The sequence below is a fragment of the Ancylomarina salipaludis genome, from assembly GCF_004122035.1.
GTDB lineage: Bacteria > Bacteroidota > Bacteroidia > Bacteroidales > Marinifilaceae > Ancylomarina > Ancylomarina salipaludis.
In genome coordinates, this window is the sequence record NZ_SAXA01000007.1 from 36,852 (window position 1) to 55,075 (window position 18,224).

The 18,224-nt window shown below is 35.5% G+C and carries 16 protein-coding genes; 7 read left to right on the plus strand and 9 right to left on the minus strand.

From position 1 onward, the window contains the following. The first annotated feature begins 96 nt into the window (after positions 1-96). The gene (locus EO244_RS08915) at positions 97-1,842 is read left to right on the plus strand and encodes a M23 family metallopeptidase (protein ID WP_129254324.1); all 1,746 of its coding nucleotides are present in this window, start codon (positions 97-99) and stop codon (positions 1,840-1,842) included. Between the two features lie 88 nt (positions 1,843-1,930). On the opposite strand, the gene EO244_RS08920 is transcribed toward EO244_RS08915, so the two are convergent. Next, positions 1,931-3,244, minus strand: coding sequence for a hypothetical protein (locus EO244_RS08920; RefSeq protein ID WP_129254325.1), 1,314 nt, complete (start codon positions 3,242-3,244; stop codon positions 1,931-1,933). Beyond that, complete coding sequence (locus tag EO244_RS08925) at positions 3,238-3,801, minus strand: RNA polymerase sigma factor (protein ID WP_241687964.1); 564 nt, start codon at positions 3,799-3,801, stop codon at positions 3,238-3,240. Before EO244_RS08925 ends, EO244_RS08920 begins: the two co-directional genes overlap by 7 nt. Before the next feature lie 380 nt (positions 3,802-4,181). Here EO244_RS08925 and EO244_RS08930 point away from each other — a divergent pair, with 380 nt between their 5' ends. Next, positions 4,182-4,889: a hypothetical protein gene (locus EO244_RS08930; RefSeq protein WP_129254326.1), complete on the plus strand. Its 708-nt coding sequence runs from the start codon at positions 4,182-4,184 to the stop codon at positions 4,887-4,889. Positions 4,890-5,076: 187 nt separating this feature from the next. On the opposite strand, the gene EO244_RS08935 is transcribed toward EO244_RS08930, so the two are convergent. The 3 genes from EO244_RS08935 to EO244_RS08945 all read right to left on the minus strand — a co-directional run bounded on the left by EO244_RS08935 (position 5,077) and on the right by EO244_RS08945 (position 8,426). Beyond that, the gene (locus EO244_RS08935) at positions 5,077-6,879 is read right to left on the minus strand and encodes a DEAD/DEAH box helicase (RefSeq protein WP_129254327.1); all 1,803 of its coding nucleotides are present in this window, start codon (positions 6,877-6,879) and stop codon (positions 5,077-5,079) included. Positions 6,880-7,180: 301 nt separating this feature from the next. Beyond that, a complete protein-coding gene (locus EO244_RS08940; RefSeq protein ID WP_129254328.1) occupies positions 7,181-7,570 on the minus strand; it encodes a hypothetical protein in 390 nt (129 codons plus the stop codon). Positions 7,571-7,757: 187 nt separating this feature from the next. Beyond that, the gene (locus tag EO244_RS08945) at positions 7,758-8,426 is read right to left on the minus strand and encodes a hypothetical protein (RefSeq protein WP_129254329.1); all 669 of its coding nucleotides are present in this window, start codon (positions 8,424-8,426) and stop codon (positions 7,758-7,760) included. Positions 8,427-8,680: 254 nt separating this feature from the next. Here EO244_RS08945 and EO244_RS08950 point away from each other — a divergent pair, with 254 nt between their 5' ends. The 5 genes from EO244_RS08950 (at position 8,681) to EO244_RS08970 (ending at position 14,336) form a co-directional block, all read left to right on the plus strand. Continuing rightward, entirely contained in the window at positions 8,681-9,901 is a 1,221-nt protein-coding gene (locus EO244_RS08950) for a carboxypeptidase-like regulatory domain-containing protein (protein ID WP_129254330.1), read from the plus strand. A gap of 185 nt (positions 9,902-10,086) precedes the next feature. Further along, positions 10,087-10,662, plus strand: coding sequence for an RNA polymerase sigma factor (locus EO244_RS08955; protein WP_129254331.1), 576 nt, complete (start codon positions 10,087-10,089; stop codon positions 10,660-10,662). Further along, on the plus strand, positions 10,659-11,207 hold the full coding sequence (locus EO244_RS08960; RefSeq protein ID WP_129254332.1) for a hypothetical protein: 549 nt from the start codon (positions 10,659-10,661) through the stop codon (positions 11,205-11,207). Before EO244_RS08955 ends, EO244_RS08960 begins: the two co-directional genes overlap by 4 nt. A gap of 109 nt (positions 11,208-11,316) precedes the next feature. Beyond that, positions 11,317-12,378, plus strand: coding sequence for a DUF4097 family beta strand repeat-containing protein (locus tag EO244_RS08965; protein ID WP_129254333.1), 1,062 nt, complete (start codon positions 11,317-11,319; stop codon positions 12,376-12,378). A gap of 185 nt (positions 12,379-12,563) precedes the next feature. Then, positions 12,564-14,336: an aminopeptidase P family protein gene (locus EO244_RS08970; RefSeq protein ID WP_129254334.1), complete on the plus strand. Its 1,773-nt coding sequence runs from the start codon at positions 12,564-12,566 to the stop codon at positions 14,334-14,336. Positions 14,337-14,443: 107 nt separating this feature from the next. On the opposite strand, the gene EO244_RS08975 is transcribed toward EO244_RS08970, so the two are convergent. The 4 genes from EO244_RS08975 to menD all read right to left on the minus strand — a co-directional run bounded on the left by EO244_RS08975 (position 14,444) and on the right by menD (position 18,193). After that, positions 14,444-14,899, minus strand: coding sequence for a methionine-R-sulfoxide reductase (locus EO244_RS08975; protein WP_129254335.1), 456 nt, complete (start codon positions 14,897-14,899; stop codon positions 14,444-14,446). A gap of 83 nt (positions 14,900-14,982) precedes the next feature. Next, positions 14,983-15,483, minus strand: a complete 501-nt coding sequence (locus EO244_RS08980; protein ID WP_129254336.1) for a GNAT family N-acetyltransferase — start codon at positions 15,481-15,483, stop codon at positions 14,983-14,985. Between the two features lie 122 nt (positions 15,484-15,605). After that, complete coding sequence (menB, locus tag EO244_RS08985; protein WP_129254337.1) at positions 15,606-16,430, minus strand: 1,4-dihydroxy-2-naphthoyl-CoA synthase; 825 nt, start codon at positions 16,428-16,430, stop codon at positions 15,606-15,608. Positions 16,431-16,501: 71 nt separating this feature from the next. Beyond that, the gene (menD, locus tag EO244_RS08990) at positions 16,502-18,193 is read right to left on the minus strand and encodes a 2-succinyl-5-enolpyruvyl-6-hydroxy-3-cyclohexene-1-carboxylic-acid synthase (protein WP_129254338.1); all 1,692 of its coding nucleotides are present in this window, start codon (positions 18,191-18,193) and stop codon (positions 16,502-16,504) included. Positions 18,194-18,224: the final 31 nt, after the last annotated feature.

Here is an 18,224-nt window from a genome sequence, read left to right on the forward strand (position 1 = left end):
AAAATATTGCTTTCTATTTTCGATTGAAAGCCTTAAAAAAATACATTTTTATTAGTTTTACAAACTCAGTAAAATAACAGCTCAATTTGGAATACCATGAAAATAAAGCACCTAAACATAAATCTTCTTTTTTTCTTATTTATAATATTTTTTCAACCATTTTCATCACAGGCATATAATTATCCTAAAAACTATTTTAGATCGCCGGTCGATTTTAAAATAACCCTATCGGCTACTTTTGCCGAACTTCGAAACAATCACTTTCACTCCGGTATAGATATCAGAACTTTTACTTCGGGAAAAAAGGTCTATGCAGTTGCTGATGGTGTTGTCAGTCGAATTAAGATATCTGCAGGAGGATACGGGAAAGCCCTGTATATTGATCATCCTAATGGTTATACGTCGGTTTACGCGCATCTGAGCAAATTTGCTCCCCAAATAGAATCTTTTATAAAATCTCAACAATATCAACAAAAGAGTTTTGAAATTGATATTGATTTCAATAAACTGAAGTCTCATAAAAAAGAACAATTCAAATTAAAAAAAGGTGACATCATTGCCTATTCCGGCAATTCGGGATCATCTATGGGGCCCCATTTACATTTTGAAGTTAGAGAAACAAAGAGCGAAGAACCCATCAATCCCATGCACTTAGGCTTTAAAATAGCAGATACCAAAGCTCCAAAAATTTATAACTTATACATTTATCCTCTCGATAAAAACAGTAGCGTAAACGGGAAAAATTCACGACAAACCTTCAAGGTGAGTGAATTAAATAATAATCATTATATCCTTAAAACTAATAATATCAAACTGCATGGTAAGATTGGATTTGCGATTCATACTCAGGATTTTTTGGATAATACCTGGGGACAATGTGGAATTAACAAACTTCAGTTGAAAATTAACGATTCGTTGATCACCAATTATACATTCGATAAATTTTCTTTTGATGAAAGCAGCTACATCAACTCGCATATGGACTATGAGCTGAGTCAAACAGATAACCGTAAAGTCCATAAAGCTTTTATCGAACCCAATAATAAATTGAACTTCTACTCAAAAATGAAGTCTGATGGCTCATACGAATTTAATGAAGATAAAAATTATAAAATTGAATTCGCGGTATACGATTCCCATCAAAACAAAGCAAAACTTCAATTTAAAGCCATGGGTGATACCACTTCTGTCAGCTTTCCTGAAAAACAATTCACCAGCAGCTTTAAGTATCAAAATGAGAATCATTTTTCACGTCCTGACATTGAAATAAAGTTTCCGAAAAATTGCTTCTATTCAGACCTGAATTTTGATTATTCAACAAGTCGTGACTCAAACTTTTTATCTGCAATTCATCATATTCATAAATCAACGGTTGCACTCAACAAACACTATAGTATGTCAATAAAAGCTGATCATCTTGATCAGAAATTATCAGACAAACTGCTTATTGTACAAATTGATAAAGATGGAAAACTATCGTCAGAAGGTGGTATTTATGTAGATGGATTTGTTAAAACAAAAACGAAAAACCTGGGTGATTTTGCCGTTTCAATTGACACTATTGCTCCAACAGTTACGACTAAAACCGATTACAAGAATAAAGATATTAGTAAGCTTAAGTTCATCGATTTCACAATTAAAGATGAAGTCTCAGGAATCAAATCATATCAGGGAGAGATAGATAATAAATGGGTCTTATTCGAATTCGACAGAAAGAATGATCGTCTCTTTTATACATTCGATAAAAAAAGGTTGGTTAAAAACAAAAAACACCACTTAAAGTTACTTGTGAATGATGCAGTAGGTAATTCCTCACTGTATGAATGCGATTTCACCTGGTAGAAATTTAATTATATAAAGAAAGAGCAGCGATAAAAGTGCTCTTTTTTTATATTCATTCTGTTACCCAAGCAGTGTTGAGATCCTGATTTTAAAACTTATATCGAATCCCGGAACTTAAACCAATTGAGTATGGCTTATAGTTAAAATCAGAATCCTTATTGATGGAATTCAAATAATATTTTAAAGAGGGTTCCATTGATAAACTAAATTTAGAATTCAATTGATATTCCATCCCTAAACTAAAACTTGTACTGAAATTTGTCGTACGAATTCCATCTGTTTCCCCTATCGTTTCTCTTGTGTTTTTGTTATAAACTCTGTTACCAATCATCAGGTTGGTGCTCAAACCTCCGTTTAAATGTAGTCCAAACTTCCTATCAATTAAACTGTAGCTCAAAACAAATGGTATCTCAATAGCCTCAAAGCTCTGAACCATATCAGGTGTGGATCTTGAACTCTTAGCAGCAAATTCGTTAGAATCAGCCAGCATAGGACTCCCTTTCTTTTTGATCTTTCCTGCCGAAGTTTTCATATCTGAAACAGCATCAGTTTGTATGGTCAAACCACTATTAAAAGCAACACTATGTAAAACCTGATTACTACCGGCCAACTGCTGTCCAAATTTATTATAAATGATTCCTGTTTGTATAGCCAGTTTTTTTCCTGTTTGCCAATTTAGCTTCACACCTCCCCCAATACTTAGCAAACCTTGTTCCGAGTTATTACCCGATTTATCTCCGCTATATGAAGAATAGGCTGAAGACAACTGACCTAGAATTGACCATTCTTTCTTTTTGCTTTCAGCATTATTAAATTGTTCAAGCACTTTGATATTATGGGCAATGATCAACGAATCGTTCGGAAACAAGCTTAGTGAAACCTCTTTTTTTGTAACGCTTTTTTCAGAAAGTTGCTGATTTAATTCTAAATTATCTAAAGCATGAATTTGTGATTTTGGCAAAATCATTTGCAGGCTTACTTCTCTTTCAACATTCTTATTTTCAGAAAAATGATCATCAGAACTGAAGCTTTGTTTGGTTTGAGAGTTTAATTTACGAATTGGCGTAGTTCCTCCACCAATCAACTGTTTTCCAATCGTATTCGTAAATTTTAATTCACTCTTTTCCTTTCTAACAACAGGAGTATTATTCATTTCTGAAAACACGTTCTGATCCTGTATTTCGGTATTTTGTTGAAATAAAACTCCATTTGCAAGAGTAAACAACAAAGCAAAAGAAGCCGCAGCCGCCAGTGTGATAAAAATCACTGCAGCACGTTTTTTTCTTCTCTCTGATTTCATATCTGTCTGAATTCTGGTCCAAAGCTCTGGCCTTGGTTGCACCGACAAATCCTTTAGTCCTTCGGAGAATAACTTATCAATATGTCCATTTTTATTTAGCATATTCTTAAATTACTTTTTTGATCCTGATCATCCCAGTAAGCGATTAATTTACTTTTTAAAATACTTCTGGCTCTAGCCAAATTCGACTTAGAAGTCCCGATTGTAATCTGCATAACCTCTGCAATTTCATTATGTGGGTAACCATCTAAAACATATAAACTAAAAACCATTCTATAGCGTTCCGGTAAATCCTGAACCATATTCAACAACACATCTAAGGGAGCGTCTTTTACATCCAGTTCGTCCTCCTCTTCTATATCATCAAATTCCTCAACGGTATAGAGTTGTGTTTTACTTCTAAATCGTTCTAAAGCAGTATTAACAATTATCCGACGCATCCAACCTTCAAATGATCCTTCGAAACGAAACGATTTTAAACTATGAAAAATCTTAATAAAGCCATCGTGCAAAATATCCTCGGCTTCATCGTAGGATTTCGCGTACCTCAAACACACACCCATCATTTTAGGCGAATATTCAAGATAAAGACATTCCTGTGCTTTGGATTTGCCTTTGATTGAATCCTTTATTATTTGCTCGAGTCTTTTGTCCTTCAAGTTTTAGAGTGTCTTAAGTAGTTAGCTGTAATAACAAGTAGCAGAAGTTGGCATTAGGTTGCGTCAAAATTAGTTCTTTTTTATTTATCTCAAAATGACCATTTACTGACCAATGCCCATACACCTTCTAATATGACATTTACATTTCCAAATTGAAATTCACTTGCCTTTTGACATGAAATTTTCCTTTTTTTTCTGAGACCATACGCAACCATTTTTAAAATGCCTCATCTCTAAGATGAGATCAAAAATAAAAATCTCAATTCTTGGTACTAAGACTGTGAGGGTGAATATGGCCAAATTCCCTTCTATAAATGAAAAACATAATTAAAAAACAAAAAGCTTGAAAATAAACATCAAGCCCGATTAAATTAAAAGTCATGAAAAATAAATTAATATTGGCATTAGCCATTTCTTTAGGTGCATTTACTGCATGTGATAACGATAGCAGTAAAATAGAATTTGACGGAGCCGGAGATATCTATGTAAGATGTCAGAAAATTGAAGGGGAAACTCAATATGCTCCTGTCATTTATGCGTATGGCAATATGTATATGTCCAGTGCAACTGTAGCTTTTGAAGACGAAGAAAGTACTGAAATTTCACTTGAAAAAATCGGACAAAATGCAACAACTTATACCTTTCTGCCAAAAGCAGAAGATTTTACAACGACTGACTTGGAAAATGGAGTCTACAATTTCACACTAACATCAACTGATGACGAAGTTCTAAATGTTACAGATAAACTTTTGGATATTAGAATCGATCCATTAGAAATTACCACATTCGAATACAATGAAGATGAACACAGTATTGAAATAGAATGGGGAACTGTAGAAAACAGAGACATCTACCACGTAAAGATTGCAACTGAAATTGATGGACAAATTATTTACAGCTCGAATCGCTTAAACGATAATAAACTAACAATCACACCAACAAGTGAAGGCTGGGATCGTAATTATGACATGAAAGCCGGAACGACTTATACAGTTTCTGTTAGTGCATATAAATTTGAAAATTCCAATCTTCAAAATGGTTACCACATTAATCAGGAAAGTGTAGACTATCATGAAATTGAATGGTAATTAGCTTAGCGTTTTCAGAAATATCAGACACATAATAAGATTAATGACTAACTAATTCTCTAGAGAAAAGCATCAGGAATTCACGTTGAACTTCTTGATGCTTTTTTTCAGTTATAAGTTCTTTCCGATAAATTCAAAAAAAAAGGAGCACTTAGCTCCTTTTTTTTGAATCTTATATAATTAACGATTAATCTCTTCTTCTACGATCAAAAGTTCTTCCACCGTCAGATTTTTTTCTTCTGTCTCTGGAATCATCTTTTCTAAAACGAGATCTGTCGCCTCCGGAATGTCCGCCACGAGATCTTCCTCCGCCAGAATAACCACCACGAGATCTGTCACCTCCACGAGATCTTCCTCCTCTATCAGAATCAGAACTCTCAGGACGATCACCTGAAACCTCAATACGAATTGCGCGACCTCCTACTTCAGCACCAGCAAACCCTTTGATAATTTCCTCTGTGAAAGCTTTATCGACATCAAAAAATGAGAATACACCTTTAAGATCAACTCGCCCTACATTTTTCCCACGAACACCACACTGCTTGTGAATCAGAGTTAATAAGCCAGGAACATCAACACCATCTTTACGACCGATATTAATGAATAAACGATCTTCGGTACTTACAGCTCCTTCATTTTGTCGAACGCGCTTCTGAGTCGTTGATCTCATGTTTAGATCCTGAGCATCCTTATAGTAATCCCAAAATCTATTAAACTCCAAAGAAACCATACGTTTTACTAACTCATCGCGATCAAGATCTTTCAATTCTTCATGAATAACTGGCAAGAATTGTCCAATAGCTTCTTCTTCAACATTAACATCGATAACACGATGCATGAAGTTCAAAACCTGACGCTCACAAACCTCTGCTCCACCCGGAATCCTAACTTGTTCGAAATCCATCTTCAATCGACGGGAAAGATCACGTACACGTCTTTCGTCACGAGGTGTTACTAAAGCAATTGAAATACCTTTTCTACCTGCACGAGCCGTACGTCCCGAACGGTGAGTATAATACTCTAACTCATCAGGAAGATTATAATGCAAAACGTGTGTTAAATCGTCAACATCAATACCACGGGCTGCCACATCAGTCGCAACTAGCATTTGTAATGATTTGCTCTTGAAACTACGCATCACTCTGTCGCGCTGAACCTGCGATAAATCACCATGCAAAGCATCGGCATTATAACCGTCTTTCATCAACAATTCAGCCACCTCCTGTGTTTCCTTACGAGTACGGCAAAAAACAATACCATAGATATCAGGATAAAAATCGACGATACGTTTTAACACATTGTAACGATCTCTATTGTTCATCAAATAATACTGATGCTCAATATTTGTATTAGTCGTATTAGCCATACCAACTGTTACCTCAATAGGATCAGTCATGTAATTCTTTGAAATTCGGCGAACTTCAGCAGACATCGTTGCTGAAAACAACCATGTTAGCTTGTCATCAGAAGTCGAAGAAAGGATAGCATCAATATCTTCCTTAAATCCCATATTCAACATCTCATCAGCCTCATCAAGAATTACATATTCTACTTTTGATAAGTTGATAGCCTTACGACGAATTAAATCCAATAAACGACCAGGAGTCGCAACCACAGCGTGAGCTCCTCGTTTAATCTTTCTAATTTGATCGTCGATACTTGCACCTCCATAAACATTTACAACATTTAAATTTAAAATGTTTTTTGAGAATGTTTTCAGGTCTTCAGAAATTTGAATCCCTAATTCACGTGTAGGAGATAAAATAAGAGCCTGCGGAATGTTCTCATCTGGCTCAATTAGTTGTAACAATGGCAAACCGAATGCTGCCGTTTTTCCCGTTCCCGTCTGTGCTAAACCCACAAAATCGCTTCTTCCTTCTAAAAGAACTGGAATTGCTTTTTCCTGAATAGCAGTTGGTGTTTTAAAGCCTAATTCTGTAATGGCTTCCAAAATTGGTCTGGATAGACCTAAGTTTTCAAATGAATTCATTCGAATAATTTAATTGTGACATGGCATGATGCCCCCTGTCACACTAAAATTTTCAATTCATCGCGAATGAAACCCCCCTGACAAAAGAACGTCTACCAAATAATTTATGAAGCCGCAAAGGTAACCATTAATAACTTAAATCATCATTTTTTTGATTTTAACTTTATCAAAGGTTCGCAGCACGAGCTAAAATACTCTTTTTTAATTAAATATACAGATTTAAAATATCCGTTTGTTTAGGTAAAAACTGAAAACAAACGTTTGAAGTAGGTTTGAAAATATTTAATTAATGTAAAAGAATCTATTTGACTAGCATGAAAACCACTTCAGATTTTATCGTTGAAGGCAAATTAATATGTCTTAACTCAAGACTTTTTAACCAGGGTTCAATCTCTTTTTCTTTTAAACTGTACAGAACCTCTCTAAACTCATCAATTTGATCGTCGTTGTAATCGTTCTCTTCAAAATTTCTATAAACATCCAATTCCTCATCCTCATAATAGATGATTTCTTCAGACATCTTATTAAGCAGATCCGTTTCACACACCTCATGAGCCCCGCAACATTCTTCCGAAGGTTCACTAGCCTTTTCCTGTTCTTCACTTTTTTTAGGAAAAAACAACTTGCTCAAATAAGTTAAAAGCAAGGTTAATGCGGCTCCAGCCAATAGGACTAACAATAATACTTTCATGTTGCAAAACTAGATATTACATATTAATAAATCAAGATATACAGATCAGTTATTTTTATTCATTTTTAATTTTCATGAAACTTTTATCAAAAAAAGAAATAACACGATTTCAAACACCACCTCATTAAAGTAAATCAATAAAAAAAGCTCCCTTTTTGGGGAGCCTTTTTAGTCTATGTTGTAAAAACTATTTCTTTGAAATAGCCTTTTCGTATTCCTTTTTATAAAGATTCATCTGATTGGTTAGTCGTTCAATTTCAGCATCGTTTTGCTTCTTAACCTTACGCAACCAATCAATTTTGCCATTAACCACTTCCATCTCCATTTTCACCTTAGCAATCTGATTGTCTTTTTGAGCTAGCTTTTCTTCTAATTTCAGTTTTTCAGCAGCAACTTTTCTACTCTCCCACTCTTTATCCTTTAAACTAACATCCAACTCTTTAGTCAAACGATACGATTCAGCCTTCAAGCTTTTAATCTGCTCGTTCAGCTTAGAAATTATCGCCTCATTTTCAGCATTACGCTCTTGCGCAAACTTATAATTGCCAAGTGTTTCATGAAGTTTCTCTTTCAAACTCGTGGTATCAGATGCCATCGAAAACAATTCTGAACTCAATTGATCAATTTCGACATTTTTTTGAGCATTACTTTCAGCCATGCTATTTTTCATCTCGTTATACTCAGCCAAAGTTTGCTCTAATTTTGAATTCAAGTCCGAATTATCTTTATCTAACTTTCGAACCTGTGCATCGCTCTTACGTTTAGCGTAATCCAGTTCTTCATATTTACGTTTCGAAACCACACAAGATGCAAGTGCCAGTGGTATAATTGATAAAATCAGTATCTTCTTATTCATAATCGTGTTGTATTTTCAGATCGTAGGAATCCTAATATTTGAATTGTGCAATTTACAATTTATCTGTGTACAATAACAAGTTAAATAAACTTAATAAAGATAGTCATAGAGATTTCTTTCGATAATTTACTCTCCCATAATTTAGAAATTACCTATTTTAGCTTTTCAAATACATTTGGCAAAACACTTATAATCCCGGATATTCATGCCTGGGTTAAAATTTCAAAATCGACTCATCTTTAGATTAATAACATATGATTAAAAAAAATATTTTCGCACTATTTATCCTAACTTATACGTTCGGATATTGTCAGGCACAGGAAGAAAAACAAACAAAAACCATCCGAATTGTTGGTCAACTTACAAATGCCGCCAACCAGCAAGCTATTCCTTTTGCTAATATTGGTGTTAAGGATACTTATATTGGGGCTGCCACAAATTTCGACGGCTATTTTGAACTTAAAGTTCCGGGAGAATACGCCGATAAAACCATTCAAATATCAGCCGTAGGATTCAGCACATACAATTCAAATATTGCTGATTGTAGCCAGGTTGATACACTTCGAATTCAACTAAATCCGGTTAATTATAAAATTGCTGAAGTTGAAGTGACGGCCCAATCCTTGGTTTTAATCAAAATGCTTAAAAATGCCATTGATCGTATTCCGGATAATTACCTGCAAACACCATTCAACTACGATATCTACTACCGTGCCGAAAAATCTGAAGATCAAAACTTAGAACGTAAACGCGAAGCTGCCATCCGAATTTATGACAACAAAGGCTACGTTCGCGAAAATGCATACCAAGTGTTTAAAGAGCGTTCGTACCGCTTTTTGCAAGTGAGAAAAAACTTTGAAAACAACTCGTTGGCAGATGGCTCAACCTATCTGGATGAACTTCTTGAAATGGATATCGTCAGAAGCCGCGGTAATATTCTCAACAAAAACCACCTGAACTTCTACGAGCTAAGTCTTGATCGTGTAACAGAATATGAAAATGACTCCATTTGGGTGATTGCCTACAAAAGCAAAAAGCCACTGTTGAGTAATACAGGCGATTATTATGCAACCAGTTATTCAGGAAAAATTTACATCAAACTTAAAGATTTCTCTGTCATTAAGAATGAAACTCATGTTGTTGCAAGCAACTACTCACCTCAGGGACGAAGTTTTTATGTGAATCCTGAACGACAAGAATGGAAACCAATTAAAATTGAATACGATTTTAGCTCAACCTACAAAGAACATTTTGGTTATTACTATTTAAGTTACGTCGACTACAAGCGTCATCATGAACTTGAGAATAAAACCAGCGGTGAAAAGAAAGAATTGGACGTTAATGCTGAAATGCTGATAACAAAAATCATAACAACGAATCCTGAGGTGATTGAGAATCGGGCTTATTACGAAAATATGGAGTACGATGAAAACTTTTGGAATAATTATAATATCATTTTTGATGGGGCAGAATAATACCTCAACTTAAAATCTAAGCCTATAATCCTGATCCATTTTAAAATGGATCAGGATTATTTGTGTCAGAACTGAACATCTGATAATATTTACCGATATTTATCTAATCAAAAAAAAATCGTTGTGATTTAAAAAAATGTGCAACACTCTCATTCTCGATTCGTCATTAGATTAGAAAATAATTAATGAGCTCCAATTACCAAAATATACATCAGGATTTAATCGATGCTTGTCGCCAAGGCAATGCCAAGGCTCAATTCGAGATTTACAAATTATACTACAAAGCCATGTATAATTCATGCCTGCGTATATTAAATAACACACAGGAAGCTGAAGATGTTATGCAGGAAGCATTTTTATCGGCATTTGATAAAATAAATTCCTACAAAGGTGAGGTTAGTTTTGGAGCCTGGCTAAAACGAATCGTCGTTAATAAAGCTCTCGATTATCTAAAAAAGAATAAAATTGATTGCCTGCCAATTGATGATAAAATCCATCAATTTAGCGAAGAGGTGACTGAAAAAGAAGAATTTACAACAAACAATATAGATTTAATCAAGCAGGCCATTGAGCAACTACCATCGGGGTATCGCATTGTTTTAAGTCTCTATTTAATTGAATCTTACGATCATGAAGAAATTGCAAAAATATTAAATATTTCAGCATCGACCTCACGTTCGCAGTACAACAGAGCAAAAAAGAAATTGATTCAAATATTAAGTCAGACAACTGACAAGTCCTTAAAAAAAAGAATCAAATGAAAGATATTGAACGAATAATAAAACAAAACAGAGCCAGCTTCGACAATGAAGAACCTCAAAACGATCACTTCGATCAGTTCAGAGAAAAATTGCAATTGCATCATCAGAGAAAATCAAAATGGAGATGGAATACTCTGATCAAAGTAGCGGCCACTGTTGCTATTTTAATGGTTGCAGGACTGACAACTTATCAGCTTCGTGATTTCAAACCGCAGCATTTTAGTCTGGGACAGGTTTCTCCAGAATATAAAGAAGTAGAAAACTATTTTAAAACAAACATCAACAAGCAACTGGATATCATAGATCAATTAACAAAATCATCAGATATTCAAGAACAAAACAGAATAAAAAAAGACCTTGCTGGTATGGACCAACTCTACAAACAACTAGAAGCTGAGCTCCAAATCAACCCTAAAGATGAACGCGTTATTCAGGCAATGATTGAACACTTTCAAGCCAAAAACAATATTCTAAATAGAATTGTAAAACAACTCTATCTGGTAAACCAACAAGACATTGCTCTTGCAGATATTATTAACATTTAAAAATAAAAATCTATTAGCATGAAACGAGCCACAATAAGACATTTCTCAAACAGAAAAATGATTATTAGGCGACTTCCATCTGACAAATAAATAATAAAAATACAAACAGATGAAAACAACTCGATTAAAACTTACCGCTCTATTACTATTTTTATGTATAGGCCTAAGTAACCAGCTATATGCTTCGGATGATTACACAAAAACATTTGATGGTAAATATGCCGTGAAAGAGGGCTCTCAACTTACTATTGAAAACAAATATGGTGATATTGAAATCAAAAACTGGGAAATTGATTCTGTTCTTATAAAGGCGACAATAACTGTCCATGCCGCTAACGAAGCAAAAGCAGAAAGCTTATTTAAGGGAATTGATATTAATATGGACCAAATAGGCGAAACCATTATGGCGTTTACCGAAATGGAAAAATCCTTTAAAACAGGGAATAAATTCAGTATCGACTATGAGGTGTTTATGCCGGAATACATTCAAATTTCTTTGAATAATAAATTTGGAGATATCTACATCAATACAGTTACAGCAAAAACCAATATCAACCTAAGTTATGGCAACTTACTTGCTGAGAAACTTCTATATCCAAACGAAAAGCCATTGAGTAGTATTAATCTTTCGTATGCCAAAGCAACCATCAATGAATGTAATCGCACAAAACTGACATTGAAATATTCAAAAATGAATATTGGAACCAGCGAAGCGCTTGTTGTTGTCAGTCGATTTTCAAAACTACATTTAGATAACAATTTGTCTTTGATTGCTGATTCCAAATACGATGCTATTGATGTTTTAAATACAGAATCATTATTGGTGAGTAAAGGACAGTATTCTGACATTAAAATTGGAAATCTAAACAAAAGTCTTGATCTAAATTTAAGGTATGGAAACTGTAAAGTTGATAATGTATCAGCTAACTTTGAATCAATTAATGTTGATAATCAATACGTTCCTTGTCGTATAATTATTGCCGAAGAGGCATCCTATATGCTTGACGCAGAGACTGAATACTGTGGCATCAGTTACCCAACAGAATCACAAGTGATTGAAGAGTTCAAAGATAATTCCTCATCCAAAATTAAGGTTCTTGTTGGAGAAAAAACATCTCCGGAAGCCAAAGTTCATATTATTAGTAAATATGGCAATATCAGTTTAAAATAAAGCTTTCTAAATCTATTTCCTCCCTCTTTCTAAACTGAAAGAGGGATTTTTTGTTTTATAACTCCCCCGGTTATATTCATAATTTCAGAAAAAAATCATATTACAATGAAATTTAAACCTGTTTATTGGGTGCATCAATAGCTTTAATCGTATTTTTAACGAATAAACAATAATTAAACTCAATTATGACCATTTTTGAAAGAGTGAATGCATTGCGTTCTCTGATGGAAGAAAAAAAAATCCACGCTTACATCATCACAAGCTCCGATCCACATATGAGTGAGTATGTTCCGGACTATTGGACATCACGTCAATGGATATCAGGTTTTACAGGTTCTGCCGGAACTGTTGTTATTACTAAAGACAAAGCTGGTTTATGGACAGACTCCCGATATTTTTTACAAGCTGAAAAACAACTTGAGGGAAGCAGTATTCAACTTTTCAAAATGGGGATCCCTGGCGTTCCAAACCAATACGAATGGTTACTCTCAGAATTAGAACAGGAAGCTAATATTGGTTTCGATGGAACCTGTTTTTCTATAGCTCAGACTAAAGAACTAAAAAATGCGCTTGCTGATTTATCCTTTCATATCCATGAAGATGAAGATTTAATAAATGAAATCTGGAGCGACCGACCAAATCTTCCTAAACAAATGATATTTGAATATCCGGTTGAATTTGCTGGTCAATCTCGTAATGAAAAACTAGCCATTATCCGTGAAGAAATGCGTCGACTTGATGCCAAACACCATTTTGTTGGAAGTCTTGACGATATCGCATGGATTTTTAACCTCAGAGGACAAGATGTTAATTTCAATCCTGTTGCTATTGCCTATGCCTTAATTAGTGAAGAAAATAGTTCACTGTATCTCGATCAATCAAAATTAGATAATGAAACAATTCTTAATCTTAAGAACGATGGCGTAGAAATATTTGATTATAAGCAAATATGCAACGATCTGGAAGAACTTCCCAGCTCTGAAAATGTGCTTCTTGATAATAATCGCAGTAACTTAAGAATCTACCGATCGATTACGGCTAATATTATAGAACGGGAAAATCCTTCACAATTATTAAAAAGTCAGAAAAATTCCATTGAAATTAATGGCATAAAAGAAGCGATGGTTCAAGACGGAATCGCTTTAACTCAATTTTTCTGTTGGCTTGAAGAGAATCTGGGTAAAATCAAAATAACTGAATTTACCCTAATGGATCAACTCAGAAACTTTAGATCCCAACAAAAACATTTTGTGGGGGAAAGTTTCAGTAGTATTGTTGGATACAAGGCGCATGGTGCATCACCTCACTATTCGACCACAGCAGAAACGGATTGTGAAATTAAAGCGGAAGGGATTCTTCTGATTGATTCTGGCGGTCAGTACATGAATGGAACAACAGATATAACGCGTACAACTGCCCTCGGTGAATTAACACAAGAAGAGAAATTGGATTTTACCTTAGTCCTAAAAGGTATGATTCAAATGAGTTTAGCTGTGTTTCCTAAAGGGACTCGTGGTTGCAATATCGATATTTTAGCGCGTCAGCCACTTTGGCAATATGGCAAAAATTACGGACACGGAACCGGACATGGCGTTGGTTGTTTCTTAAATGTTCACGAAGGACCACAAAGCATCCGCCAGGAATTAAAGGAACAAGCAATACTGCCTGGTATGATTAGTTCGAATGAACCCGGGTTTTATAAGGCTGGTGCCTATGGTATTCGTCACGAAAATTTGATTCTTTGCAAAGAAAAACAAAGTACTGAATATGGTGATTTTTTAGAGTTTGAGACACTTACACTTTTCCCCTTCGATACCAAAGCTCTGGATTTAAATCTACTGAACGAAGTGGAACGAAATTGGCTCAATCATTATCATCAAAAAGTATACGACAGTTTGGCTCCTCATCTTGATGAGAAGCATAAGATCTGGCTTAAAGATAAAACTCAAGCCATTTAATCCGAATTGTTTTAATTCATCAGAGAATTGAGAATAAGATAAAGGGGCAGTCGATAGCAAATATGCTATTTAGGCTGCCCCTTTTTACCATTCAAATGAAATCTCAATTATTTATCTTTCTTTTTTTCTTCTGCCGGGATAAATTTCAAAGAAATTGAATTGACACAATGGCGCGTGTTTTTCTCTGTGAATCCCTCATTCATAAAGACATGCCCCAGATGACCTCCGCAGTTGGCACACACAATCTCTGTTCGTCTTCCATCGGCATCCGGCAAATGCTTTACGGCTCCCTCTATTTCGTCATCGAAACTTGGCCAGCCACAATGCGAATCAAATTTATCAGTTGACCGATATAAAGGCAAGTTGCATTGCTTACACACATATACCCCTTTTTCCTTATGATTGACATATTTCCCTGTATGAGGATATTCTGTTCCCTTATAAAGGATGACGCGTTTCTCTTCCTCAGTCAACTTATTATAATTCCCTTTTGTCATCACCTTCTGTCCATTTGTTATTATTGATACCATCAATAATAATGATCCCAATATTAGTCGTCTCATTTTGTTTATTTTTAATTAATCTAAAATAAAACAAGTCTGTCAGATTTCAAAATAACTGAAGCCCTTTAAGAACTTCTTAACATCTAACAGTTATTAATCTTTCGACCATAAATACGTTGGCTACAAATTTCACCATCAATATTAGCGATATCTGGCAATCTTCCCCACAATTCAAAATCAAATTTCTCAAGAAGTTTTATACTTGCTGTATTGGGTTCCAAAAGAATGGCAAACAGGTTTTTAAAACCCAGTTCTGGTGCTTTGCTTAAGGCAAAATTCATTAACTGATTGGCATAGCCTTTTCGAAAATGAGCATCATGGATATAGTAACTTACTTCAACTGACATCTCAAGAGCTCGCCTACCCAAACGCCAGGCTGAAAATGAAAACCAGGCAATCACTTCTCCATTTTCCACACCCACATATACTGGATATTTATCTTCTGAATGTGACTGAAACCAAATTTTACGTTCATCTATGCTTATGGGATCAAGATCAGCTGTGCAATATCGGGCAGCAACAGCCTGATTATAGATCGTATTGATTGCTTCAAGATCGGAGCTTTGAGCTAAGCGAATATCCATAACTTAATTTATTTTGAACTAATATCTAAAAATAGTGAATTTGAGCAAACGTGCGAACGACATACGCCAACAAAAAATGCCAACCCAAAGGCTGGCATTTCCTATAAATATCGTAATATTTCTTATCCCGGGAATTTAGGAAATTTCTGAAAATCAGGATCGCGTTTCTCAAGGAATGCATTTTTACCTTCCTGAGCTTCCTCCATCAAGTAATACATCATGGTAGCGTCACCTGCAAATTCCATCAGACCTCTTTGTCCATCAAGCTCAGCATTTAAGCCACGCTTGATCATACGAAGTGCCATAGGACTGCGCTGCATCATAATTTTACACCACTCAACAGTTGTATCTTCCAAATCCTCCAAGGCGACTACCTTATTAACCATTCCCATTTCTTCAGCTTCCTTAGCTGTATATTGCTGGCAAAGGAACCAAATCTCACGTGCTTTTTTCTGACCGACCTGACGGGCCAGATACGATGAACCAAAACCGGCATCAAAACTACCCACCTTAGGACCTGTTTGTCCGAACTTCGCATTATCTGAAGCAATGGTTAAATCGCAAACCACATGCAAAACATGACCACCACCAATGGCATAACCATTGACCATAGCAACAACCGGCTTCGGCATAGAACGAATGGCCTTGTGCAAATCCAATACATTTAAACGAGGCACGCCGTGATCATCAATATAACCACCTACACCTTTAACATTCTGATCGCCTCCCGAACAGAAAGCTTTGTCTCCCGTACCTGTAAATACGATTACGCCAATATCAGAACGCTCACGACAAATTTCCATCGCATCAAGCATATCAAAATTGGTTTGCGGGCGAAATGCATTATAAACCTCAGGGCGATTGATTGTAATTTTTGCAATTCCTTCGAAGAATTCAAATTTGATATCTTCGTATTCCTTTATCGTTGTCCAGTTTCTCTGTGTCATTTTATTTTGTTTTAAATCTGATTGCAGAAGAATCAAGTTCTTGATTCAATCTCCGCATTCTTCTTAAATTATTATTTACGTAAATTCTTAAAATAATCTTTCAACACCACATCGTTCATTTCTCGCGGTGTTTTTAGTTCAAGTATACAAGCCTTTTCTCCTAATTCGAAAAAGTTTGGCAAGACAGACTCTAAAGCATTTAAACTATCGGCATAAAAATAATCCAAACCATAAGTTTCAGCAAGCTTATCGGCACGATAATCCTGAACCGTTTCAAAATATTCCTCAAGCTCAGGAGCATCAGATGGACCTGGAATAAAACGAAAAATTCCACCTCCTCCATTATTAATCAAAACGATCTTCAATCGATTATTCAAATACTTATTCCACAAACCATTAGTATCGTAAAAAAAACTAATATCACCTGTAATCAGAGTAGTTAGTTTATCATTCACATGACAAGCACCAACAGCTGTTGAGGTGCAACCATCTATACCTGAAGTCCCCCGGTTAGAATTATAAAGAAGTTTCGGACTGGTTTTGAAAAGCTGGGCATAACGCACCACCGATGAATTGGACAATTGCAAATTAGCCCCATCAGGAACTGCAGCTAATACTGCTTCAAAAGCTTTCAAATCCGACCATCTTGTATTTTTCAGATAATCTTCATGAGCTGTATCACAAGCCAAATCCCGTTGCCTCCAGTCATCAGCATAAGAACTTTCATTTTCAATCAAAAGAGACAAAATATCTTCAAAAAAGCATTCAGGCTCAAAATCGATATGAGAACTTAAAGCCCTAAAAGTATCTATAAGTCTATCCTCTTTTCCTACAAACCAATGTTTCTTTGGAGCATGATCCCTTAAAAATGATTTGATTTTTTTAGACACCAAAGGCCCTCCAAAATTGATTAAAAGATCCGGTTGAAAGTTTTGACTCTCCTCTTCAGAAAAGCTGGTAATCACCCTATCGATACAAGGTAAAAAAGCCTGATCGTGAAGATTTGAAATACTCTCGGTTAATACAACAACTTGTTTAAGCTTTGCCAACTGACTCAAACAAGCATTCAATTTTTCATTTTTAGGTAGCAATCCCGCAAGAATCATCACTTTGTTTGAAGATCTCCACTCCTGAACTAAAGTTTCTTTAATCTCCTCGGAAAGCACTTCCTTAGCAACAATCTTATTGACAATTCTTTCAGATTGCCCCTCTTGATTTTTTTCACCATACAAGGGCTCCCGAAAAGGGATATTGATATGAACGGGACCTAGTCTGCCGGAAATCGACTTTGAAAGCGCCTCATTCATCATTCGATTGAGACTCCACAAATCATCAGTTCCTTCATTAACAATAGGTAAATGATAACTTGCCTTTACAAAATTTTGCAGAACATTCACCTGATTAATTGCCTGACTGTCATCCTGACCAATCCACTCTTGAGGACGATCAGCAGAGAGAACTACTATAGGTAAACGCTGATAAAAAGCCTCAGCAACAGCGGGCGCATAATTAAGTAAAGCCGTACCCGAAGTGCAAACTAAACCCACAGGCTTTCCCGTTTGCTGGGCAATACCCAAAGCAAAATATCCCGCACTTCGTTCATCAACAATCACAGGAGTCTGTATACGATTGTCGCGTGCCAAAGAGATACTTAAAGGGGCATTTCGGGATCCGGGAGAAATAACAACATATTCCATTCCTTTTCCAACACAAATGTCAATCAATTCTTTTACACCCTTAATATCTGAGGTTTTCTGAGTCATTTTTCTATTATATCTGATGCCCCTTAGGCTA